Annotated in this window: 19 protein-coding genes and 1 pseudogene; 4 read left to right on the top strand and 16 right to left on the bottom strand. The window is 68.4% G+C overall.

Features of this window, described 5'->3' with window-relative positions; genetic code table 11:
- Positions 1-3 precede the first annotated feature (3 nt).
- From proB to A5650_RS13440, 11 genes are all read right to left on the bottom strand, one after another.
- The gene (gene proB, locus A5650_RS13490; RefSeq protein WP_067291852.1) at positions 4-1,140 is read right to left on the bottom strand and encodes a glutamate 5-kinase; all 1,137 of its coding nucleotides are present in this window, start codon (positions 1,138-1,140) and stop codon (positions 4-6) included.
- The gene (gene obgE / locus A5650_RS13485; RefSeq protein WP_067291849.1) at positions 1,137-2,582 is read right to left on the bottom strand and encodes a GTPase ObgE; all 1,446 of its coding nucleotides are present in this window, start codon (positions 2,580-2,582) and stop codon (positions 1,137-1,139) included. The genes proB and obgE overlap by 4 nt, the downstream gene beginning before the upstream one ends.
- An 82-nt stretch (positions 2,583-2,664) precedes the next feature.
- Entirely contained in the window at positions 2,665-2,931 is a 267-nt protein-coding gene (rpmA, locus tag A5650_RS13480; protein WP_067085011.1) for a 50S ribosomal protein L27, read from the bottom strand.
- Between the two features lie 13 nt (positions 2,932-2,944).
- A complete protein-coding gene (gene rplU / locus A5650_RS13475) occupies positions 2,945-3,268 on the bottom strand; it encodes a 50S ribosomal protein L21 (RefSeq protein ID WP_066841644.1) in 324 nt (107 codons plus the stop codon).
- Positions 3,269-3,459: 191 nt separating this feature from the next.
- Positions 3,460-6,327 (bottom strand): ribonuclease E, encoded by a 2,868-nt coding sequence (gene rne / locus A5650_RS13470; RefSeq protein ID WP_067291846.1) that lies wholly within the window; start codon positions 6,325-6,327, stop codon positions 3,460-3,462.
- A 308-nt stretch (positions 6,328-6,635) separates the two neighbouring features.
- A complete protein-coding gene (gene ndk, locus A5650_RS13465) occupies positions 6,636-7,043 on the bottom strand; it encodes a nucleoside-diphosphate kinase (protein WP_067292020.1) in 408 nt (135 codons plus the stop codon).
- A 40-nt stretch (positions 7,044-7,083) separates the two neighbouring features.
- Complete coding sequence (locus A5650_RS13460; protein WP_067291843.1) at positions 7,084-7,473, bottom strand: DUF4233 domain-containing protein; 390 nt, start codon at positions 7,471-7,473, stop codon at positions 7,084-7,086.
- Positions 7,470-8,927 (bottom strand): bifunctional tetrahydrofolate synthase/dihydrofolate synthase, encoded by a 1,458-nt coding sequence (gene folC, locus A5650_RS13455; RefSeq protein ID WP_067291840.1) that lies wholly within the window; start codon positions 8,925-8,927, stop codon positions 7,470-7,472. Before folC ends, A5650_RS13460 begins: the two co-directional genes overlap by 4 nt.
- The gene (locus A5650_RS13450; protein ID WP_067291837.1) at positions 8,924-11,605 is read right to left on the bottom strand and encodes a valine--tRNA ligase; all 2,682 of its coding nucleotides are present in this window, start codon (positions 11,603-11,605) and stop codon (positions 8,924-8,926) included. The genes folC and A5650_RS13450 overlap by 4 nt, the downstream gene beginning before the upstream one ends.
- A gap of 95 nt (positions 11,606-11,700) precedes the next feature.
- Positions 11,701-12,990, bottom strand: coding sequence for a saccharopine dehydrogenase family protein (locus tag A5650_RS13445; protein ID WP_067291835.1), 1,290 nt, complete (start codon positions 12,988-12,990; stop codon positions 11,701-11,703).
- 10 nt (positions 12,991-13,000) lie between these two features.
- The gene (locus A5650_RS13440) at positions 13,001-15,034 is read right to left on the bottom strand and encodes an alpha/beta fold hydrolase (RefSeq protein ID WP_067291832.1); all 2,034 of its coding nucleotides are present in this window, start codon (positions 15,032-15,034) and stop codon (positions 13,001-13,003) included.
- A gap of 91 nt (positions 15,035-15,125) precedes the next feature.
- Between A5650_RS13440 and A5650_RS13435 the strand changes: the two genes are divergently transcribed.
- The 4 genes from A5650_RS13435 to A5650_RS13420 are packed head-to-tail and all read left to right on the top strand — an operon-like array spanning position 15,126 to position 17,821.
- A complete protein-coding gene (locus tag A5650_RS13435) occupies positions 15,126-15,533 on the top strand; it encodes a winged helix-turn-helix transcriptional regulator (protein ID WP_067291830.1) in 408 nt (135 codons plus the stop codon).
- Positions 15,530-16,060 carry a PaaI family thioesterase gene (locus A5650_RS13430; protein WP_067291828.1) on the top strand — a complete coding sequence of 177 codons (531 nt, stop codon included), beginning with the start codon at positions 15,530-15,532 and terminating at the stop codon, positions 16,058-16,060. The genes A5650_RS13435 and A5650_RS13430 overlap by 4 nt, the downstream gene beginning before the upstream one ends.
- 31 nt (positions 16,061-16,091) lie before the next feature.
- Positions 16,092-17,258, top strand: coding sequence for an FAD-dependent oxidoreductase (locus tag A5650_RS13425; protein ID WP_067291826.1), 1,167 nt, complete (start codon positions 16,092-16,094; stop codon positions 17,256-17,258).
- Positions 17,255-17,821 (top strand): VOC family protein, encoded by a 567-nt coding sequence (locus A5650_RS13420; protein ID WP_067291824.1) that lies wholly within the window; start codon positions 17,255-17,257, stop codon positions 17,819-17,821. Before A5650_RS13425 ends, A5650_RS13420 begins: the two co-directional genes overlap by 4 nt.
- Here A5650_RS13420 and A5650_RS13415 read toward each other — a convergent pair.
- The 5 genes and pseudogenes from A5650_RS13415 to A5650_RS13395 form a co-directional block, all read right to left on the bottom strand.
- A complete protein-coding gene (locus A5650_RS13415; protein ID WP_067292013.1) occupies positions 17,805-18,329 on the bottom strand; it encodes a transglycosylase family protein in 525 nt (174 codons plus the stop codon). The genes A5650_RS13420 and A5650_RS13415 overlap by 17 nt on opposite strands.
- Before the next feature lie 217 nt (positions 18,330-18,546).
- A pseudogene (locus A5650_RS13410) lies at positions 18,547-18,771 on the bottom strand (transglycosylase family protein); the annotation flags it as partial.
- A gap of 1,112 nt (positions 18,772-19,883) precedes the next feature.
- Positions 19,884-20,474: a molybdenum cofactor guanylyltransferase gene (gene mobA / locus A5650_RS13405; protein WP_082950750.1), complete on the bottom strand. Its 591-nt coding sequence runs from the start codon at positions 20,472-20,474 to the stop codon at positions 19,884-19,886.
- A gap of 10 nt (positions 20,475-20,484) precedes the next feature.
- Positions 20,485-21,555 (bottom strand): 2-oxoacid:ferredoxin oxidoreductase subunit beta, encoded by a 1,071-nt coding sequence (locus A5650_RS13400; RefSeq protein ID WP_067291819.1) that lies wholly within the window; start codon positions 21,553-21,555, stop codon positions 20,485-20,487.
- Positions 21,556-21,588: 33 nt separating this feature from the next.
- Positions 21,589-23,544, bottom strand: coding sequence for a 2-oxoacid:acceptor oxidoreductase subunit alpha (locus A5650_RS13395; RefSeq protein WP_067291816.1), 1,956 nt, complete (start codon positions 23,542-23,544; stop codon positions 21,589-21,591).
- Between the last annotated feature and the right edge of the window lie 154 nt (positions 23,545-23,698).

The following is a 23,698-nucleotide window of genomic DNA, read 5'->3' as shown; positions in this document are numbered from 1 at the left end:
GGATCAGACGGCCACGAGGTCGTCGGCGTGCACCGCGGGCCGCCGCAGCTCCGGCGACAGGTCCGACGTCGAGCGGCCCAGCATCGTCGCCAGTTCACCGCGGTCGTAGGCGACCACGCCACGCGCGACCATCGTGCCGTCCTGCGCCCGCAACTCGACGACGTCGCCGCCGTAGAAGCGTCCCGACACCGCGGTGATACCGGCGGGCAGCAGCGAGCGCCGCTGCTTGACCACCGCGCGCACCGCGCCGTCGTCCAGCGTCAACGCGCCGGCGGCCTCGGCGGCGTAGCGCACCCAGAACCGGCGCGCCGACATCCGCTCGGGCCGCGGGGCGAATACGGTGCCGACCGAAGCGTCGGACAACGCCGTCGGCGCCTCTGAGGCCGCGGCCAACAGCACCGGCACCCCGGCGTCGGCGGCCAACAGCGCCGACGACAGTTTCGACGCCATCCCGCCGGTGCCCAGATGGCTTCCCCTGCCGGCCACCACGCCGTCGAGATCGTCGGGTCCCGCGACCTCGGAGATGAAGCGCGCCCCGCCTGTTTCGCGCGCTTTTCGAGGATCCGAGTCGTAGAGCCCGTCGATGTCGGACAGCAGGATCAGCGCGTCGGCGCCGACCAGGTGAGCGACCAGCGCCGAGAGCCGGTCGTTGTCGCCGAACCGGATCTCGTTGGTCGCCACGGTGTCGTTCTCGTTGACGATCGCGACCGCGTGCAGCGCGCGCAACCGGTCGAGCGTGCGCTGGGCATTGGTGTGCTGCACCCGCATCGAGATGTCGTGCGCGGTCAGCAGCACCTGGCCGACGGCGCGGTCATAATTCGCAAACGCCGCACTCCACGCGTTGACCAGCGCCACCTGCCCGACGCTGGCGGCGGCCTGTTTGGTGGCCAAGTCGGCGGGGCGTCTGTTCAGCCGCAGCGGTTCGATGCCCGCCGCGATCGCGCCCGACGAAACGATGACAACGTCGGAACCGGCCCGCATCCGCCCCTCGATGGCCTCGACCAGCACCGCGAGCCTGCTGGCGTCGAACACCCCGGACGGTGTGGTCAGCGCGGTGGTGCCGATCTTGACGACGACGCTGCGCGCGGTGCGGATCGCGCCGCGGTGCGGGGACTCCGCGGCGCGCGGCGAAGCCGTCACGACTCACCGCCGGGGCGCCGCCGTTCCCGCCGGGCGGCTTTGCGTTCGGCGGCCCCCACGCGTTCCGTCTGCTCCAAGCGTTGGTCGGTGCCGCGGCCCGACATCGGCACGTCGACCCCGGCAGGCGTCTGCGGCTCCCAATCGAACGTGACCTCGCCGATGGTGACCGCGCAGCCGGGCCGCGCACCCAGCTTCAACAGCTCGTCCTCGACACCCAAGCGCGCCAGCCGGTCGCCGAGGTAGCCGACCGCCTCGTCGTTGTCGAAATCGGTTTGGGCGACCCAACGTTCGGGCCGGATTCCGTGCACGACGAAGCCGCCGTGTCCGTCCGGTTCGACGGTGAAGCCACTCTCGTCGACCGGGACGGGCCGGATGACGGGCCGTCGCGGCACCACCGGAGGTTGCGCTTCACGATAGGCCGACACCATCTCCCACAGCGCGAACGTCAACTGGCGCAACCCTTCCCGGGTCACGGTCGACACCTCGAACACCGGCCAGCCGTACCGGCGGACCACCTCGTCGCGAACGAAGTCGGCGAGTTCGCGTGCGTCGGGCACGTCGATCTTGTTGAGCACCACCGCACGCGGACGCTCGGCGAGGTCGCCCAGCGTCGAGTCACCCTGCAGCGTCGGGGTGTACGCAGCGAGCTCGGCTTCCAGCGCGTCGATGTCGGAGACGGGGTCGCGCCCGGGTTCCATCGTCGCGCAGTCGACGACGTGGACCAGCACGGCGCAGCGTTCGATGTGGCGCAGGAAGTCCAGCCCCAGCCCGCGCCCCTGCGATGCGCCGGGGATCAGGCCGGGCACGTCGGCGACGGTGAAGGTGTTCCCGCCTGCGGACACCACGCCCAGGTTGGGCGCCAGCGTCGTGAACGGATAGTCGGCGATCTTCGGTTTGGCAGCCGAGATCACCGAGACCAGAGAGGACTTGCCCGCGGACGGGAACCCCACGAGGCCGACGTCGGCGACGGTCTTGAGTTCCAGTGTCAGGTCGCGGGCCTGACCCCTCTCGCCGAGCAGCGCGAAACCCGGCGCCTTGCGGGCGCGCGACGCCAGCGCCGCGTTGCCCAGGCCGCCGCGGCCGCCCGCGGCCGCTTCGAAGCGGGTACCGGCCCCGACGAGGTCGGCGAGCAGGCGGCCGTCCTCGTCGAGCACTACGGTGCCGTCGGGAACCCTGACCTCGAGATCGGCGCCCGCGGCGCCGTCCCGGTTGCCGCCCGCGCCCTGTTTTCCGGACGGTGCGACGACGTGCGGGTGGAAGTGGAAGTCGAGCAGCGTGTGGACCTGCGGGTCGACGACAAGGACCACGCTGCCGCCGCGACCGCCGTTACCGCCGTCGGGGCCGCCGAGGGGCTTGAATTTCTCGCGATGGACCGACGCGCAGCCGTTTCCGCCGTTGCCGGCCCGCGCGTGAATCACGACGCGGTCGACGAAGCGAGGCATCGGACCTTCCTTTCCGTGACGATGTGAACTACTGCCAGCTTCAGCCGGGAAGTCGCAGCAGCATCACATTCGCGGCAGGAAGTCAGGCCTCCTGCGGCGCCGGTCGCACGACGCTGACGGTCTTGCGGCCGCGCTTGGTGCCGAACTCGACGGCGCCGGGAGCCGTGGCGAACAGGGTGTCGTCGCCACCACGACCGACGTTGACACCGGGATGGAAGTGAGTACCGCGCTGGCGGACCAGGATCTCGCCGGCCTTGACGATCTGACCGCCGAATCGCTTGACGCCCAGCCGCTGTGCGGCTGAATCGCGACCGTTGCGCGAGCTGGAAGCGCCCTTCTTGTGTGCCATGTCTGTGGTTCCTCTACTTGATCCCGGTGACCTTGAGGACGGTCAGCTGCTGACGATGACCCTGCCGCTTGTGGTAGCCGGTCTTGTTCTTGAACTTGTGGATGCGGATCTTGGGGCCCTTGGTGTGCTCCAGGATCTCGCCGGTGACGGCGACCTTCTCCAGCGACTTGGCGTCGGAGGTCACCTTCGAACCGTCGACGACGAGGGCCACGGGCAACGAGACGCTGGCGCCGGGCTCGGAATCGAGCTTCTCGACCTTCACCACATCGCCGACCGCGACCTTGTACTGCTTGCCGCCGGTCTTGACGATTGCGTACGTGACCTTTTCGGCTGCCATCGCCTTGCTACTCCTACGTCGTTCACTGGGCGCGCGCGACTTGCCGCTGCGCTGGTCTGGGTTTCCGGATCTCGGAGTGTCGCCGACTCCACTTGGTCCAAAGCCTGGCGACAACTGCTCAAGGCTACTTGAGCCGCCGCATGAGGGTCAAATCACCGCAGGTCACGGCTCGTGGACGCCCGACCAGCAGGTCAGCCGTCATGGCTCGGTGGCCCCGCGGGCCGGGCGGCCGCGCGGCGCCGGTGCCGCCCTCCTGCGGCGGTCGCCGCCGGCGTGACCCCGCGGGCGTCGTATCCGGAGTCGTCGGAATCGTCGTCCGAGTCCTCGTCCTCAGAATCGTCGTCAGAATCCTCGGAGTCCTCGGCGCCGATGACCTCGATGTCGTCGTCGATGTCGTCCTCGTCGTCGTCGGAGTCCAGGTCGATCTCGTCCTCGTCGGAGTCGTCCTCGTCGATCTCGTCCTCGTCGTCGGAATCGTCGAAGTCTTCGTCCTCGAGGTCCTCGATGTCGTCCTCGCCGGACTCGATCACCGCGGTGCGGATGGCTCCCGAAATAGCTTCCGCATCGGTCTCGGCGACCTCCTCGGGCTTCTGTTCGCGGGTCTCGTCGGTGTCGTCCTCGTCGTCGCCCTCGTGCCGGCCGTTGGCGGCCGCCATCGCCTTGAACATCGGGTGCTCGCCCGCGGGATGCGGCGGGACCTTGGCCACGGCGACGTGGTCGGACTTGCCGCCGCGCTTGCCGCGCTTACCGCGCCGCCCGCCGCCGCCGTCCGATTTGCGCCCGCTGCTCGACGTCGAGTCCACCGGGTCGCCGTGCAGCACGATTCCCCGCCCGGCGCAGTGCGTGCACGGCGTCGAAAAGGCCTCCACCAGACCGGTGCCGAGCCGCTTGCGCGTCAACTGCACCAGGCCCAGCGAGGTCACCTCGGACACCTGGTGACGGGTCCGGTCGCGGGCCAACGCCTCGGTCAGCCGGCGCAGCACCAGGTCGCGGTTGGACTCGAGAACCATGTCGATGAAGTCGATCACCACGATGCCGCCGATGTCGCGCAGCCGCAGCTGGCGCACGATCTCCTCGGCCGCCTCGAGGTTGTTGCGCGTGACGGTCTGCTCGAGGTTGCCGCCCGAGCCGGTGAACTTGCCGGTGTTAACGTCGATGACGGTCATGGCTTCGGTGCGGTCGATCACGAGCGTGCCGCCCGACGGCAGCCACACCTTGCGGTCCATCGCCTTGGTCAGCTGCTCGTCGATGCGGTGCACCGCGAACACATCAGGGGCCGTCCCGGCTTCGACAGACCCAGCCGGCTCGTACTTCGTCAAGCGTGGAAGAAGTTCAGGCGCAACCGAATTAACATAATCGGTGATGGTGTTCCAGGCGTCTTCGCCGGAGACGGTGAGCCCGGTGAAGTCCTCGTTGAACAGGTCGCGGATCACCTTGACCAGCACGTCGGGCTCTTCGTAGAGCGCGACGGCCGCGCCGGCCTTCTTCTCGGTGATCTCGGCGGCCTTGGCCTCGATCTCGGTCCAGCGCTTGGCGAGTCGTTCGACGTCGGTGCGGATGTCGGATTCCTTGACGCCCTCGGACGCGGTCCGGATGATCACGCCCGCGTCGGGCGGCACGACCTCGCGCAGGATCTCCTTGAGGCGCTGGCGTTCGGTGTCGGGCAGCTTGCGGCTGATCCCGGTCGACGAGGCACCCGGCACGTAGACCAGGTAGCGGCCCGCCAGCGAGACCTGCGTGGTGAGACGGGCGCCCTTGTGCCCGACGGGGTCCTTGCTGACCTGGACGACGACGTAGTCGCCCGGTTTGAGCGCCTGCTCGATCTTGCGGTTCGCACCGCCGAGTCCGGCGGCTTCCCAGTTCACCTCGCCGGCGTAGAGCACGCCGTTGCGTCCGCGGCCGATGTCGACGAAGGCCGCCTCCATCGAGGGCAGCACGTTCTGCACGATGCCGAGGTAGATGTTGCCGACCAGGGAGGCCGACGCCGCCGACGTCACGAAATGCTCCACGACGACGCCGTCCTCCAGCACGGCGATCTGCGTGTAGCGGGCGCCCTCGTGGGGTGGTTCGGTGCGGACCTTATCGCGGACGACCATCATCCGCTCGACGGCTTCGCGCCTGGCCAGAAACTCGGCCTCGCTCAGGATCGGGGGCCGGCGCCTGCCTGCGTCGCGGCCGTCGCGCCTGCGTTGCCGCTTGGCCTCCAGCCGGGTGGAGCCACTGATGCCCTGGATCTCGCCGTCACCGCTCGAGGACGACTTGTCACCGCGGGCGGATTTCCGTGGTTCGCGCTCGTGGACGACGGTGTTGGGCGGGTCGTCGGGCGACGTGGCGTCGCTGTCGTCTCCGGAGCCGGACTTGCGGCGACGGCGGCGACGGCGACGGCGGGTCGCGCCCTCGGAGCCGGTGTTCTCGTCGTCGCCGTTCTCGTCGTCGGAGTCGTCCGAGTCGTCGCCGTCCTGGTCCGCGCCCGAGGAGCCGTTCTGGTTGGTGTCCCCGTCGGAGTCGCCGTCGTCACCGTTCTGCTCACCGCGTCCGCGTCCCCGTCCGCGCCGGCCGCGGCGACGACGGCGGCCGGAAGGCCGCTCGGACTGGTCGTCCTCGCTGTCGGGCCCCTCGTCATCGTCGTCATCATCGTCGTCGTCGTCGGTGTCGTACTCGAACTTGACGGGCTGCGGCGCCACGAACAGCGGCATGTATTCGGCGCGCTGCGGGGTGTCCTCCGCGGGGGTCTCCAGGATCAGCCGGGATTCCGGCTCGTCACCGTCCTCGGCCGCAGAGTCGTCCGGCGGTTCGGGCGCCTGCGCCGAGGGTTCGGGCGCCTGCGGCGCACCGGCACCGTCGGCGAGCGCTTCGCGAACCCGCTGCGCCTCGTCCTCCTCGACGGTGGACTCGGCGGTGCGCGGTCGACCGTCGAGTTCGGTCAGCGCTTCGAGGACCCGCTCGCTGGTGGTGCCGAGCACCTTGGCAAGCGAATCGACCCTCAACGTCTCCGGCTGAGAGTCCTGCGCTTCTCGCGTGTCTTCAGAAAGGTCTTCGGTTGGGGCATCTTCGGCCACGTAGTCTCCTTAAGCCCCCGGGCGCGTCGTTTCTGACGCGGCCACGCGAGGGCTTCCGCTATGGACCCGGGCAACTGTCGCCCGAGCTTGTTGTGGTCTCGCTCCGAGCGGTCCACAGGGGACCATCCCGGTGCCGGTCTGAATGATGGCTGGACGGTCGGCGCCGCATCACGCGTGGCGATGGTCGCGCACGTCTAAGTCTTCATTCGGGCTTCCGACCCCGGTTTGGCGGCCGGCAACCCGAACCGAGTATCCCACATCACCACGCCCCGCCTGACCAGGCTGGGCGAGACGGGTGCAGAAACTGGCTACTTGCTGGGGAACCAAAGACCGATCTCGCGGGCGGCGGACTCCGGCGAATCGGAGCCGTGAACGAGGTTGTCCTGGGTGATCAGGGCCAGGTCACCGCGGATGGTGCCCGGTGTCGCCTTCTCCACGGGATCGGTTCCGCCGGCGATCTGGCGGAAGGCGGCGATGGCCCGCGGCCCCTCCACGATCGCCGCCACGACGGGGCCGGAGGTGATGAACGCGAGCAGCGAGTCAAAGAACGGCTTGCCGTCGTGCTCCGCGTAGTGCTTGCGCGCCAGCTCGTCGCTGACGGTCACCAGTTCCAGCGCCGCGATGGCCAACCCTTTGCGTTCGATCCGGGCCAGGATCTCGCCGACAAGACGCCGCTTGACGCCGTCGGGCTTGACCAACACGAGGGTGCGTTCAATCGGCTCAGTCACGGCCGACAGAATAGCCGCCGCTCCCGGGCTACTCCGGCGGCCGCTGCTGACCAGGCAGAAGCCCCCGCTTCTGCCTGCGGAGGACCTCCGCGCGCAGGCGGGCGATGAGCAGCCACACGACCAGGAAGATCACGCCGACGAACGCAATCGCGCCGTCGAGGACGACACCGACGATCAGGACCAGCTGGATGCCGACGTTCACCCAGATCGCCCACGATCGGCCCTGCACCCCGGTCAGGAGCACCAGGACCACCGCCATGCCGATCAGAAAGCCGCCGGTGGCCGTGGTCAGACCACCGCCGAGGTTCGCCACGACCGGCAGCGCCAGCAGCACGACGATGGCCTCGAGGATCAGCGTGCCGGCCATGACTCCGCGGAAGCTCTTCCACGGGTCCGGCTGCTGCGCAGGCGCGGTCATTGCGGATCCTTTCCGAACAGCGTGCGCGCCGCTCCGGCGGTGACGACGGAGCCGGTGATCACGATGCCGGCGCCGCCGAGCAGTTCGCCTTCGACGGCCGATTCCTCGACGATCGCGGTGGCGGTCTCGATCGCGTCGGGCAACGTCGCGGCCGTGACCACGCGTTCGGGCCCGAACCTCTGCTCGGCGAGCAGCGCCAACCCCTCGACGTCGAGCGCGCGCGGAGAGCCGTTGTGGGTGACGACGATCTGGTCGAACACCGGTTCCAGCGCGGCCAGGATGCCGTCGACGTCCTTGTCGGCCATCACCGATACGACGCCGACAAGGAACCGGAAGTCGAACTCCTCCGTCAAGGCCTGCGCCAGCGCCGCGGCGCCCGCCGGATTGTGTGCGGCGTCGATGAAAACCGTTGGCGCACTGCGCATTCTCTCCAGTCGACCGGGGCTCGTGACCGCGGCGAAACCCGCGCGCACGGCATCGATGTCGAGCTGGCGCTGCGCGCCGGCACCGAAGAACGCCTCGACGGCCGCGAGCGCCAGAGCGGCGTTGTGCGCCTGGTGTTCGCCGTGCAGCGGCAGGAAGATGTCGGAGTAGAGCCCGCCGAGCCCCTGCAGCTCCAGCAGCTGCCCGCCGACCGCGACCTGCCTTCCGAGCACCGCGAACTCGGAGTCCTCCCGGGCGACGGCCGCGTCGGCGCGCACCGCCTGCGCCAGCAGCGCTTCCATCGCCTCCGGGGCCTGCCTGGCGATGATCGCGACCGTGCTGAGATCTGTTCCTGACGGAACTATCTCCTCTTCCTGTTTGCGGATGATTCCGGCCTTCTCCGCGGCGATCTCGGCGAGCGTGTCGCCCAGGTACTCGGCGTGGTCCACCCCGATCGGGGTGATCACCGCGACGGGGGCCTTGACGACGTTGGTGGCGTCCCAGCGCCCGCCGAGGCCGACCTCGACGACGGCCACGTCGATCGGCGCGTCGGCGAACGCGGCGAACGCCATCGCCGTCACCACCTCGAACTTGCTCATGGCGGGGCCAGCCTTTCCGAGAACGCCGGCCTCGGACTGCTCATCGACCAACTGCACGAACGGCTCGATCTCGCGATAGGTGTCGACGTAGGTTGCGGGACTGATCGGCTTGCCGTCGATGGAGATGCGCTCGACGGCCGACTGCAGGTGCGGGCTGGTGGTCCGGCCGGTGCGGCGGTGCAACGCCGTCAACAATGCGTCGACCATCCGCGCGACGGACGTCTTCCCGTTGGTGCCCGCGATGTGAATCGACGGATATCCGCGCTGCGGTGAGCCGAGGAGTTCGAGCAACGCCGAGATGCGGGTCGTGCTGGGTTCGAGTTTCGTTTCGGGCCAACGCTGGTCGAGCAGATGCTCGACCTGCAGGAGTGCCGCGATCTCGTCCGGTGATGGCTCGGGTTCCGGAGGTGGCCGGTCGTCCGGCTCGGTCATCGGAGCGCGGCCAACCTTGCGGTGATGCGGTCGACCTCCTCTTGGGCGACCTGTTGGCGTCCGCGGATCTTGTCGACCACTTCCACAGGCGCCTTCGCCAGGAACGCCTCGTTTCCGAGTTTGCCTGTGGTGCTGGCCAGTTCCTTCTGCGCCGCCGCGAGGTCCTTTTCCAGACGGCGCCGTTCGGCGGCCACATCCACGGTGCCCGAGGTGTCGACCTCCACGGTCACGGTGCCGCGCGACAGCCGCACCTCGATCGCCGCGGTCGGGGCGAAGCCCTCGCCGTCGGTGGTCAGCCAGGCCAGCGATCGCACCGCGGGCACTTGCCCCTGCAGGTCCGCGCCTTCGATGTCCGACAGCCGGGCGGGCACCTTCTGCCGATCGTTGAGCCCCTGGTCACTGCGGAAGCGGCGCACCTCGGTGATCAGCTTCTGCATGTCCGCGACACGTTGCGCGGCAACCGGATCGAGGTCGAAGCCCGACGGCGCCGGCCAATCGGCGATGACCAGCGACTCCATCTTTCCCGTCGCTTCGCTCGCCCCAGCCCGCGCGGTCAAAGTCTTCCACAGCACCTCGGTGACGAACGGCATCACCGGATGCAACAGTTTGAGCAGCGTGTCGAGCACCGCCGCGAGCACCGCCGTCGTGTGGTCGATCCCGTCGGCCAGCTGCACCTTGGCCAGCTCGACGTACCAGTCGCAGAACTCGTCCCATGCGAAGTGGTACAGCGACTCGCACGCCCGGCTGAACTCGTAGGCGTCGAACGCCGAATCCACCTCGGCGCGAACCTGTTCCATGCGGCCCAGGATCCACCGGTCGGCATCGGTCAGTTCGGCGACGTCGGGCAATGGAGCGGGTGCGGCGCCGTTCATCAGCGCGAAGCGGGTGGCATTGAACAGCTTGGTGGCGAAGTTGCGGGATGCGCGGGCGTGATCCTCGCCGATGGACAGGTCGCCACCGGGGCTCGCACCGCGCGCGAGCGTGAACCGCAGCGCATCGGCCCCGAAGATCTCCACCCAATCCAGCGGATCGATCCCGTTACCGCGCGACTTGCTCATCTTGCGGCCGTGCTCGTCGCGAATCAGCCCGTGCAGGAAAATGTTCTGGAACGGCACCTGCGGGCCGCGCTGACCGTCGAGCGTGATCGCGCGGTCATCGGCGACGAACGTGCCGAACATCATCATCCGCGCGACCCAGAAGAACAGGATGTCGTAGCCGGTGACCAGCACGGTGGTCGGATAGAACTTGGCGAGGTCTTTCGTGCGGTCGGGCCAGCCCATGGTGGAGAACGGCCACAACGCCGAACTGAACCAGGTGTCCAGCACGTCGGGGTCCTGCTCCCAGCCCTCGGGCGGTGTCTCGTCCGGACCGACGCAGACCGTCTCGCCGTCGGGGCCGTGCCAGATCGGGATGCGGTGGCCCCACCACAGCTGCCGCGAGATGCACCAGTCATGCATGTTGTCGACCCACGCGAACCACCGGGGCTCGAGGCTGGGCGGGTGAATCACGGTGTCGCCGTTGCGAACCGCATCGCCGGCGGCCTTCGCCAACGCCTCGACCTTGACCCACCACTGCAGTGACAGGCGCGGTTCGATCGGTTCACCGCTGCGTTCGGAATGCCCGACGCTGTGCACGTACGGCCGCTTCTCGGCGACGATGCGGCCCCGCTCGGCCAGCGCCTCGCGTACTTTGACCCGAGCTTCGAAGCGGTCCTGACCGTCGAATTCGGTTCCGGTGCCGGTGATCCGGCCCTTGGTGTCCATGATCGACGGCATCGGCAGCTGATGACGAAGTCCGATCTCGAAGTCGTTCGGGTCGTGCGCGGGCGTCACCTTGACCGCACCGGTGCCGAACTCGGGGTCGACGTGCTCGTCGGCAACGATGATGATGTCGCGGTCGATGAACGGATGCGGCAGCGTCTTGCCGACCAGATCGCGGTAGCGGTCGTCGTCGGGGTGCACGGCGATCGCAGTGTCGCCCAGCATCGTCTCGACGCGGGTGGTGGCGACCACGATGTGCGGTTCGTCGTCGTCGAGCGAGCCGTACCGAAACGACACCAGCTCGCCTTCAATGTCCTCGTATTTGACCTCGAGGTCCGAGATCGCGGTCTCGAGCACCGGCGACCAGTTGACCAGGCGCTCGGCCTGGTAGATGAGCCCGGCGTCGAAGAGCCGCTTGAAGATCGTGCGCACCGCGCGGGACAGGCCCTCGTCCATGGTGAACCGGTCGCGGCTCCAGTCCACGCCGTCGCCGAGGCGGCGCATCTGGGCGCCGATGGTGCCACCGGATTCCCGCTTCCAGTCCCACACCTTCTCGATGAACAGTTCCCGGCCGAAGTCCTCTTTGGTCTTGCCGTCGACGGCGAGCTGCTTCTCCACCACCGACTGCGTCGCGATCCCTGCGTGGTCCATGCCCGGAAGCCACAGCACCTCGTAGCCCTGCATGCGCTTGCGGCGGGTCAACGCGTCCATCAGCGTGTGGTCCAGCGCGTGGCCCATGTGCAGACTGCCGGTGACGTTCGGCGGCGGCAGCACGATCGAATAGGCGGGCTTGCCGCTGGTGTTGTCGGCGGTGAAGTAGCCGGCTTTGACCCAACCCTCGTAGAGGTCGCTCTCCACCGCGCCCGGATCCCAGGACTTGGGCAGGGCTTCGGCAGACGACGGGGGGCTGGCGGTCACCCCGCAATTCTAGGAATGCGGCCCGGGCCGTCGCTAACTGCCCCGAAACGCGGCCGAGCAGGACGATTTCCGGGCCGCGACCGCTGTGACGTGGGCTACCCCTGCAGGCGCTCCGTGGTCAACGTCACCCCCGCGGCAGGCAGCCTGGTGAGCAACACGTCGCCCATCGCCGCGGCGGGTGTGAGCACGCCGCGAAGGTCGGAGAGCTTGTCCCGATCCGTCGCCAGCGCCAGCGCGCTCTCGCCCAGAAGAACCGACGTCGCCTTGTAACCCGGATCGCCCTTCTGGGACATCACGGCGCGATACCGAGCGCCGGTGGTGGTCGTGGCATACGTTTCGATGTCGTAGAAGCCGTTTTCCCGGACATGTTCGCTCGGGCCGGTTCCTGGCTTCGGCAGCACGCGCTCGATCCACTTGCTCGGCACCCGGTGAAACAGACGCGTCCCGACTGCCATCGTCGCGGTGTTGCCGGCCGCCGACAACGCCGACGCGACCGGTGCGAGCGCCGACTTTCCCACGCTCATCTGCTCGGCGTATTCCAATCGGCGGCCGTAGGCGTAGTCGAGTAATGCATTGCTACGACGCACGATTCGGGTATTCACAGAGGCCATGACAAATGGGCCGACCCAGTATCCGCGCAGTTCCGGAGCGATCTCCCCGCCCCTGCGCCAGCGCAGGTCGGGTTGACCGCCGAGTTCCGGTTCGGCGGCCCGGTCGGGGCTCAACGTGTAGGGATCGTTCATCAGCTCGCGGGCTTCGGCGTTGCTAGCCGCCTCACGCATGACCTCCACCATCGAAGCCGCGGTTCCGCCGGAGACGCCCATCTTGACGGCGCGCACGACCAGATTGGTGTCGGTGAGGTCGCCGGCCGCGTCCTGCTGGGCCCGCCGATAGAGGGCGAACACCGTGAGATCTGAAGGGATGGAATCGAATCCGCACGAGTGCACGATGCGCGCGCCGGTTTCGGCGGCCTGCGCGTGGTACCGGTCGATGCTCTCGCGGATGAACAGCGGCTCGCCAGTGAGATCCGCGTAATCCGTGCCCGCCGCCGCACACGCCGCGACGAGGGGCATGCCGTAGCGGACGTAAGGACCCACGGTCGTCACCACGACGCGCGCCTGTGCGGCCATCGCGTTCAGTGTCGACGGCTGCGACGCGTCCGCGGTGATCAGCGGCCACGAGCTTGCCTTGCCACCCAACGAGTCTCGGACCGCGATCAGCTTGTCGTGAGATCGGCCGGCGAGCGCGATCCGGACTCCGGAAGCCGTCCTGGCCAGGTATTCGGCGGTGAGCTTCCCGACGAATCCGGTCGCCCCGTACAAGACGATGTCGAATTCCCGCTGCGATGTGGAATGTCGCCGGCCGCCCGGCTCCGGTGCGCTCATGGTCGCGACGCTACCCGAGCGTCTCGGGCACCTCGATGTCCTCACCGAGCACGTGCCGGGCCAGGAACCCGATCACCACCTGGTACCAGATCTTGGCGTGTTGCGGTGTGAGCACCCAGTGGTTCTCCGACGGAAAGTACAAAAACCGGTGCGGGCTCTCGCCGTCGGCGTCGGCGGGTAGCCCCGAGTGGGTCAGCAACTCGTACCAGAGCCGCAGTGCCTCGCCGATCGGGACGCGGTAGTCCTTGTCGCCGTGGATCACGAGCATCGGCGTGTGAATCTGGCCGACGTGGCGGTGCGGGGAGTTCTGCTCGGCCATGTCGCGGGTCATCTCGCGCAGCCAGTAGTACGACGAGTCGGTGGTGGCGCCGAACTGGTCGAGCGCCCAGAGGCTGGCGTGGGTGACGATCGCGTCGAACCTGTCGGTGTGGCCGGCGACCCAGTTGGCCATGTAGCCGCCGAACGAGCCGCCCATCGCCGCCGTGCGGGAGGCATCGATGCGCGGATGCGCGCAGGCCGCGTCGGTGATGGCCATCAGGTCTTCGAACGGGGCGCCTCCCCATGCGCCCCAGCCGCGTGCGATGAAGTCCTGCCCGTACCCAGTCGAGAGCCCGGGGTCGGGCAGCAGCACGGCGTACCCGCGGGCGGCCAGCAGCCAGGGATTCCATCGCCACGACCACACGTTCCAGCTGTTCAGCGGGCCGCCGTGGATCCACAGCAGCAGCGGCGCCTCCGCGTCGCCCGCCGGCAGCACCAGCCATGAGCGCACCCGGGTGCCGTCGTCGGTTGTCGTCTCGAGTTCGGTCAGCGTGCCCGGCAGCGGCGGCGACTCGACGCAGGGCAGTTCGGTGATCGCGCCGTCGGGATCGATGCGCACCGGGTGTGGCGGCCCGGCGTAGGAGCTCCGCAGCGCGAACAGCGCACCGTCAGGTGCGGCGGCCGCGTCGGAGTAGCAGTGGTCGTCGAACGTCAGCTGAGTCACCGCGCCGTCGGCGACGTCTATTCGGAACAGCGGCGCCCGCCCATCCTGGTCGGCGGTGACGATTACGGCCGAACCGTCGCGCAGCCACGTCACCGAGGCGGGCCAGCGGTCCCAATCGGCCGCGACCGTCGTGGGTTCTTCACCAAACCGCATACAGCCCAGCGTGATTCGAGGTGGGGTGTCGGGCGTGGAGAACGTCTCACGGAGATAGACGATCGTCGACCCGTCCGGCGAGATGGCCGGACTCCAGACGTCTGCGTCGGGGTCGTCGACCAGCACCGTGCGCTCTCCGCTGTCGAGGTCGACCCGCATCAGCACCGAATGCCGGGACGCGCCCGGTGCCGGCCGTTGCCACGTGGTGACCAAGAACTGCCCGTCGGAACTGATGTCGTAATCGGAGTCACGCAGGGCACCGCCGGGCGCGGCGGTCAGGTCGCGGACGTCTTCGCTGCGGGCGGTCTCGGCGCTCAGGTCGACGCCGAGCAGGTGCGGTTCGCCGGGCCCGAGATCGGAGTCCCAGTGCCGGATCGGATAGCCGGTGTGCAGGAGCGCGGTGATCTTGTTGTCTTTGCGGAGCTCGCGGAGCCGACGGTCGTCGTCGATCGTGCGCGCCGACGGCATCAGTGGCGAGCGCACCACCGCGACATCGGCATCGCGGGCCGGACGCACCGCCTCGACGCCGCCGGGCAACGTCAGCACCTGCGCTGCCTCCCCGCCGTTGGCCGGCAGCCGCCACAACGCGGCGGGCGGCTTGTCGTCGTCGCCCGTCGGGCGGACGGCGATGAACAATAGGTCACCGTCGGCCGCGAATACGGGCGCCGACTCTCCCGTGGTTCCGCGCGTCAACCGGCGCGCCGGCTGCACACCGGCGGGATCGAGTTCCCACACCGCACTGACGTATTCGGTTCTCTTGTCGTTGAGTTCGGCGACGGTGGTCACCAGCCGCGTGCCGTCCGCCGATAAGGCCAGGCCCGAGACACGCGGCAGCCCGACGTACTCGTCGAGGTCGTCGAACGGTGCGCGATACGAGGCGGTGTGGAAGCCAGGGTGGGTCGCGGTCATGCCCCGTTCGTAGCACACGAACCGGCCGCCTTCCCGGTGTCCAAACAGGAGTGGGTTTGATTTTCAAACCACTGCGCGGCATGATGGTGCGATGTCGACGACCGCCACCGTGCCGTTGGCGGAGCTGCCCGGCCGCCCCTGTCCGATCGCGGCCGCCCTAGAGTTGGTCGGCGAACGTTGGGCGCTGCTGGTGGTGCGTGAGATCGCATTGGGCGCAACGCGTTTCAGTGACATCGTGCGCGGCACGGGCGCGCCGCGCGACCGCATCGCCGCGAGGCTGAGGTCGCTGGAGCAGGCCGGGGTGGTCGCACGGTCGCGCTACCAGGACACCCCGCCGCGCCATGAATACCGGCTGACCGACTCCGGTCGGGCGTTGTTACCCGTTCTCGACGCGCTGCTGGCGTGGGGTCAGGCCCACGCCGTCTCCGAGTCCGACCCCGGTCGGCAACGCCGGTATCGCCCGCTCAGCCTCCTGAGCCGATCGAAGGAAACCCGATGACCCTCGAACTGGAGAAGACGCCCGGCCGCGAGGACTGGGGCCCGCAGCGTTCACGGACGGTGACTTGGCACTCCCCCGGTCCGGGCACCGCCAAGGGCCTGTCCATGGCGGGCATCGACTACCTGCGCGCCATGGCCGACGGTGAGCTGCCGCCTGCGCCCATCGGCGGGCTGATGCAGTTCGGCATCGCGGCAGTCGAGCCGGGCCGTGTCGAATTCACCTGTGTGCCCGACGAATCCGCATACAACCCGATCGGTGCGATTCACGGCGGGCTGATCTGTACCCTTCTCGACTCGGTGACCGGCTGCGCGGTGCACAGCACCCTGCCGCAGGGCAGGGGCTACACGTCGGTGGAGATCAAGGTGAACTATCTCAAGGCGGTTCGCCTCGACAGCGGCGTGCTCACCGCGACCGGAACGGTGGTCAAGGCCGGCTCGCGGGTCGGATTCGCCGAAGGTGTGGTGACCGACGGCTCCGGCGCCGTCGTGGCCACCGCGAGCAGCACGCTGTTGATTTTCGACCTGTAACCTGACGCGCCCCGCGCGCTAGTTTCGGTGCATGCCGAAGCGGATCGTTGTGATCGGAGCGGGCATCGCCGGACTGGCGACCGCCGTCGCGCTGCAGCAACGCGGACACGACATCACCCTGGTCGAGGAGCGAACAGACACGTCGTCGGGGGCAGGAATCAGCATCTGGCCCAACGCGTTGGCCGCGCTCGACGACATCGGCCTCGGCGACCCGGTGCGTCAGGCCGGCGGCCGGATCACCGCGGGCGCCGCGCGCTGGCGGGACGGCAGTTGGCTGCGACGCCCCGAAGCGCAGCTGATTGTCACGTCCCTCGGCGAACCTCTCGTGGTCATCCGTCGTTCGGCGTTGACGTCGATCCTGGCCTCCGCGCTCGCCGACGGCACCGTGCGGGCCGGTGTGGCAGCCGAGGCGCTGGCGGTGACCGCCGACGGCGTCCGGGTCAGGCTGGCCGACTCCACGGTGCTGGATGCCGATGCCGTCGTCGGCGCCGACGGCACCCACTCGATGGTCGCGCGCCATCTCAACGGGCCTCTGCGTAACACCTACGTCGGCTACACCGCGTGGCGCGGGGTGGCGCACTGCCGGATCGACCCCGGGCTCGCGGGTGAGACGCTCGGTCCCGCGGTCGAGTTCGGCCACGTCCCGATGGGCGAGCGGGACACGTACTGGTTCGCCACCGAGCGGGTGCCCGAGGCGACGACCGCGCCGCAAGGCGAACTGGCGTACCTGCGGCAGCGGTTCGCGTCCTGGGCGCAGCCCGTCCCCGAGATCCTGGCCACCACCGATCCCGCCGATGTGTTGCGCAACGACCTCTACGACCGCGACGAGGCACGTCAGTGGTCGCGCGGTCCGGTGGTGACCGTCGGCGACGCCGCCCACCCGATGCGCCCGCACCTCGGGCAGGGCGGCTGCCAGGGGCTGGAGGACGCCGCGATCCTGGCCAGGTTCCTCGACGGCGACGACGACACCGCCGCGGCATTCGCGCGGTTCGTGGCTTTCCGCCAGCCGCGGGTCCGCTCACTGGTGCGCGAATCGCGGTTCATCGGCCGCGTCATGAACCTGCCGCCCGTGCTCAGCGCGCTGGCCAGCCGCGCGACGCTGCTGGGACCCGACACGTTGGTGGCCCGCCACCTGGCCGCTGTGGCGGCGCGCTCGGCATTCCGGCCACCCACCGACCGCGACCTGTCCACAGCGTGAGCGTGCGACTGGGTCCGCTGGTCGTCGAGTCGGCCGACCCGCATGCGATGTCCGCCTTCTGGACCGCAGTCCTCGGCGGCGAGGCTGCGCGCCGGCTGCTGGTCTTCCGGCCGCAGGACCGTCCGAAGACGGTGAAGAACCGCGTCCATCTCGATCTCTACGTTCGCGACGCCGCGACGTTGACTGGCCTCGGCGCCCGCATCATCGCCGAGCACACTGGGTGGACGACGCTAGCGGACGTCGAGGGCAATGAGTTCTGCGCCTTTCCCGACGACCAGGGCGAGGCGGACCCGCCTGCGCGGGTGTTCGCGATCTGCACGGACAGCGACCGGCCCGAAAAACTCGCCGCCTGGTGGGCCGCCCGGGTGGGAGCCGAGGTGCGCGACGGTCCCGACGGGACGCCGCGGTGGCTCTACCGGTCGGCCGGGTGGGAGGACCTCATCTGGAAGTTCGTCCGCGTCGACGACGAGCGCGTCGTCGCCAACCGGTGGCGATGGAGCGTCGACTCGGCCCCCGACGGCCTCATCGACCCGCAGGGCAACGAGTTCAGCGTGCTCCGCTGAGCGTGCCGATCGGGTTCAGCAGCGCCGTGCACATCTGACGCGGGTTGACGAAGCCGAACAGCCCGCTGGACGGCATCGAGGCGCATCCCGTGGCCGAGGCGGGCACCGTCCGCGCCGGCGCGGAGGGCACGGAGGGCGTGGAGGGCGTGGTCCACACCGCGGGCGTGGCGCCGCGTGGCCCGCACTTCGGCCACGCCTTCAGGCCCTGCGTGCGCAGAACGTTCTCGGCGACGCGGATCTGCTCGGCGCGCGAGGCGGTCGCCGGGTTGCCGACACCGCCGTTGGAGGCCCAGGTGGCCGGCTTGAACTGCAGGCCGCCGTAGTGGCCGTTGCCGGTGTTGGTCGCCCAGTTGCCGCCGGATTCGCATTCGGCGATGGCATCCCAGTTCACGGAATCGGCATTGGCTGTGGCCAGCGAGGCGTCGGACAGGGCCATCGGCACCATCGCGAGCGCTCCGGAGATCACCGCGGCCCACATGCCCTTGATAACTGCGGTACGAACGTTCATCTCTGCGGTCCTTCCCCGACCGTTTTTCACAAGGCCCGCATCCGAGAACCCCTCGATCTCCGCTGCGGTCATCCGGTGTGTCGGGTGATGAACGTCACGTGTTACGCGAGGGTCAAAAGTTTTATTCGTTACTTAATTGGCGTAAGAGCCCTCTGAGAAAGAAGAGGCGGCGCCGGAGTCATCCGGCACCGCCTCCTGTGAAGACGAGATACGGGGTTTAGCCGCGACCGCCGCACACCGGCCATGCGCCGATGCCCTGCGACTGCAGCACGTTCTCCGCGACGCGGATCTGCTCTTCCCGGCTGGCGTTGTGCGGCGAGCCGCTGCCGCCGTTGGCCCGCCAGGTGCTCTGGGTGAACTGCAGTCCGCCGTAGTAGCCGTTACCGGTGTTGATGGACCAGTTGCCACCCGACTCGCACGCCGCGACGGCGTCCCAGTCCACACCACTGTCCGCATTGGCAGTGCCGGTGGCCAGAGCCATGGGCGCCAACGCGAGCGCACCGGCAAAGGTCGCCAGGCCGAATGTCTTGCGGATGTTCTTCAACTTCTATCCTTTCGCCACGCGCGCGCCACTACACACCCGCGCCGAAGCGCACGGGATGGGCATGCCTGTCGAACAGGCCGGATTTGGGCCGCACCGTCTCGGTCGGGTGCGACAGCGGGAGGCCAGAAGGTCCTCGCCGGGCGTCAGCGCCGGCGGCCGCCGGAGGCTTCTCGCCTCCACAGCCCCACTCACACGCAGGTTCGTGGTTTTGAAATTATTTGCTCCGGTAGAGCCGGTTTGGACCGTACAAAAGAGGCTCCGCCGAGTCATATCGAGCGAGGGCGTGTCGCGGCCAGATAACGGAACGATCACGACGGCGATCACATTTCGTTATCCCAGGTCATTCGCATGTTTGACGGAGAGATCAAATTAAACCTCTGGAGCGATATCCGTGAGCCATCTCACGACCTATTTGTGAACTGGGACACGGCCGCTCGGCGCGGCGAGGGCCTAGGACCGGCGAAACCGCAGTGCCGGAGCGAAGTTGGCTCGGGACCAAGCAGACGTGCCCGTTCCCGCTCGACGCCTGCGCTGACTTGACGCCGGGACCGATCGCTCAAATCTTCTGCACGCCAACTACTCACGCGAGACACGTCGGTAAGTGTCACCAACGGCAGACACGTCCTGGCTGACAAACCCGTTCGGCGAGCGGGTCTTTGATCGCCAGCGAGGAGCACCGCAACCTAGCGTCAGCATCACCATCCATCGGATCAGGCGCGACCGACACCCTCACCCCGAAAGCACTAGTCGCGGGCATCGCATTCAGTCGCGGCCATGCGCCGAAAACGGCCACGAGAAGACCGAATTCGTACACGGCCGCCGCGCGTTGCCGGCGAAAGCCCCTGTCACCCAGGCGTGTTCACAGTCCAGTTTCCGGGCGCTGCGCCTATCGCCGGTGACGAGATATTCGCCGATTCGGTACGGTATATCACGGAATTCAGCGCAGAAAATCGGTGGCGCGAATTCGAGCCGCAAAGACGCGAATTGAAGGTAATTCTGAGAAGAATTTGCTAGGCGATTTGCACGTCGCGGATCGACGCGAGGTCGGCCGCTGTGTTGACGTTCGTCAGCCCGCGCTGCTCGGGCATCACGATCCGCTGGGTGTCAACCCGGTCAACCAGTGCGCGCATGCTGCGCTCGCCCGCAGCCACCAGTTCGGCGACGCGACCGGCCAGCGCCGTGCGGTAGACCCCGGCGAGGTAGTGGTCGCGACCGTCCCAGGGCAGCACGACGTCGGCGTGGAGCCGGACGGCAGGCCCGGCCAGTTCGTCGATCAGATCGGTCGTCAGCAACGGCATGTCCACCGCGGCCACGAACGCGAGCTCCGATCCGGCCTCGGCGGCCGCCCGTAACCCTCGACCGGTCGCCAGCAGCGGGCCCACACCACGTACCTCGTCGCGCAGAATCTCGGCGTCGACCGCGGGTAGTGCCTGCCCCGGCGCGGCGATGACGTACAGCGGTGCGCACCGCGGCTTGAGGATGCTCACCATCCGCTCCACGAGCGTGGTGCCTTCGTACGGCAGCGTGGCCTTGTCGCGGCCCATGCGGCGGGAAGCCCCGCCCGCCAGGATGATTCCGGCCAACGGAACGGTGGTCGTCATGACCGAGACGTTAGTCGACAGTCCAGGTGTCTTTGCCCCGAAGCAGCGACTGAAGCGCCGCCGTGTCGTGCGCCTTCTCGGAACGGGCCGCGGCGACCTGCTGGCGGGCGGCGTCGTCGTAGGTCGGCTTGCTCACCTGACGGAAGATGCCCATCACCATGTGCTCGAGATTCTGGTCCGACAGCCGCGACAGCGCGAACGCGTAGGCCGGGTCCTCGAGGTTCGCGTCGTGGATGACGATCTCGTCGGCCGACACGTCGGCGGTCTTGGCGATCTCCAGCCCGTAGCCGGACTTCACCACGCAGTACTCACCGTCGGCGCCGAACGTGACGGGCTCGCCGTGGGTGAGGCTGATCAGCCGCTCCTCGGCCCCCTCCTTGCGCAGGGCGTCGAACGAGCCGTCGTTGAAGATCGGGCAGTCCTGCAGGATCTCGACCAGCGCCGCGCCGCGGTGCGCGGCGGCAGCGCGCAGGACCTCGGAGAGCCCCTTGCGGTCGGAGTCCAGGGCCCGGCCGACGAACGTGGCGTCGGCACCGAGGGCCAGCGAAACGGGGTTGAACGGGTAGTCCAGCGAACCCATCGGGGTCGACTTGGTGACCTTGCCGACCTCCGACGTCGGGGAGTACTGCCCCTTGGTCAGCCCGTAGATCCGGTTGTTGAACAACAGGATCGTGATGTTGATGTTGCGGCGCAGCGCATGGATCAGGTGGTTGCCGCCGATGGACAACGCGTCGCCGTCACCGGTGACCACCCACACCGACAGGTCCTCACGTGCCAGCGCCAAGCCGGTGGCGATCGTCGGCGCGCGGCCGTGAATCGAGTGGAACCCGTAGGTTTCCAGGTAGTACGGGAAACGGCTCGAGCAGCCGATGCCGCTGACGAACGCGATGTTCTCGCGGCGCAACCCCAGTTCCGGCAGAAAGTTGCGGATGGTGTTGAGGATGACGTAGTCACCGCAACCGGGGCACCAGCGGACCTCCTGGTCGCTGGTGAAGTCCTTCGACTTCTGCGGCTGATCGGTAGTCGGCACCAGGCTGGTGCCCGCGGTCAACCCGAGATCTGCTCCGGCTAAGTCAGTCATTCGCGATCCGCCTTCGCTCCTCGCTCGTGTCGGTCATGCGTTCGCTCCCACACCGCTCACTCCGACCTCGACGGTGGCCGCCGCCAGTCGTGCGAACTTCGCTTTGTCACTTTCCTTCTCACCCAGCGTGCCATCCAGTGCCGCATCGATGATGCCCTCGACCTCGTCGGCCAGGAAGGCCATGCCTTCGACCTTGGTCACCGACTGGACGTCGACCAGGTACTTGCCCCGCAGAAGCAGGGCGAGTTGGCCCAGGTTCATCTCCGGGCACACGACCGTCGGATACCGCCACAGCACCTCACCGAGGTTGGCCGGGAACGGATTGAGGTTGCGCAGGTGCGCCTGGGCGACCTTGATGCCCTTGCGGCGCGCCCGGCGGCAGGCCTCACCAATCGGCCCGAAGCTCGAGCCCCAGCCGAGCATCAGCAGTTCCGCGTCGCCGGTCGGATCGTCGACCTCGAGCTCCGGCACGGTGATGCCGTCGATCTTGGCCTGGCGCAGCCGAACCATCAGGTCGTGGTTCTTCGGCTCGTAGGAGATGTTGCCGGAGCCGTTGGCCGCTTCCAGGCCGCCGATCCGGTGCTCGAGGCCGGGCGTACCGGGAATCGCGAACTGGCGCGCCAGGGTCTCGGGATCGCGGGCGTACGGCTGGAACGGCTCGCCGGCCTCGGCGAATGTGTGCTCGATGGCCGGATAGCTGCTGACGTCCGGAATCCGCCACGGCTCAGAGCCGTTCGCGATCGCGCCGTCGGACAGGATCACCACCGGCGTGTGGTAGCTGACCGCGATGCGCGCGGCCTCCACGGCGACGTCGAAGCAGTCCGACGGCGAGCGGGGCGCGAGCACCGCAACCGGCGACTCACCGTTGCGGCCGTACATCACCTGCAGGAGGTCGGCCTGTTCGGTCTTGGTCGGCAGGCCTGTCGACGGCCCGCCGCGCTGCACGTCGATGACGATCAGCGGCAGCTCGGTCATCACGGCCAGGCCGATCGCCTCGGACTTCAGCGAAATGCCAGGGCCCGAGGTGCTGGTGACACCGAGGGCCCCGCCGTAGGAGGCGCCGATGGCCGCGCCGATGCCGGCGATCTCGTCCTCGGCCTGGAAGGTCAGCACATTGAAGTTCTTGTGCTTGGACAACTCGTGCAGGATGTCCGACGCCGGGGTGATCGGGTAGGTGCCGAGCACGACCTGGAGGTCGGCGAGTTGACCAGCGGTGACGATGCCGTAGGCCAGCGCGGTATTACCGGAGATCTGGCGGTACTCACCGGTTTTGAGCTTGGCGGGGGCGACCTCGTAGGTGCTGGCGAAGGCCTCGGTGGTCTCCCCGTAGTTCCAGCCGGCCTTGAGCGCGAGCACGTTGGCCTCGGCGACATCGGGCTTGCGGGCGAACTTCTCGCGGATGAACGCCTCGCTGTGCACGAGTTCACGGCCGTACATCCACGACAGCAGGCCGAGCGCGAACATGTTCTTCGCGCGCTGACCGTCCTTCTTCGAGGCGCCGATCGACTCGACCGCACCGAGCGTCAGCGTCGTCATAGGAACGGCCTGCACGACGTAATCGGACAGCTCCTCGGTTTCCAGCGGGTTGGCCTCGTAGCCGACCTTGGCGAGGTTGCGCTTGGTGAACTCGTCTGAGTTGGCGATGATCAGACCGCCGCGCGGCAGATCCGAGACGTTGGCCTTGAGCGCCGCCGGGTTCATCGCGACGAGTACGTCGGGGCGGTCGCCTGCAGTGAGGATGTCGTAGTCGGCGATCTGAATCTGGAACGACGACACACCGGGCAGCGTGCCCTGCGGCGCGCGGATCTCGGCGGGGTAATTCGGTTGCGTGGCAAGGTCATTGCCGAACAGCGCGGCTTCGGAGGTAAACCGGTCACCGGTGAGCTGCATACCGTCGCCGGAGTCGCCGGCGAAACGGATGACGACCTTCTCGAGCTTCTGTCGAGGACCCGCACTCCCCGGACTGACCGCGTTGTCGTTCGCTGCCACGAGGCCTGCCTTCCACGCTGCGTGGGGATGTCCTCCGAGTCACAGTCGAGTCGACGCGCCGTCGGTGGACGTCCACCAAAGTTTTGATGTCACTGCCAGTACCGATTATTGCACTTCTCTTAGGCAGCCCATCACCGGACTCGCCCGCGGCGTG

The sequence above is a fragment of the Mycobacterium sp. 1164985.4 genome (genome assembly GCF_001668575.1).
GTDB lineage: Bacteria > Actinomycetota > Actinomycetes > Mycobacteriales > Mycobacteriaceae > Mycobacterium.
This window is presented reverse-complemented; position numbering and strand designations above follow the sequence as displayed.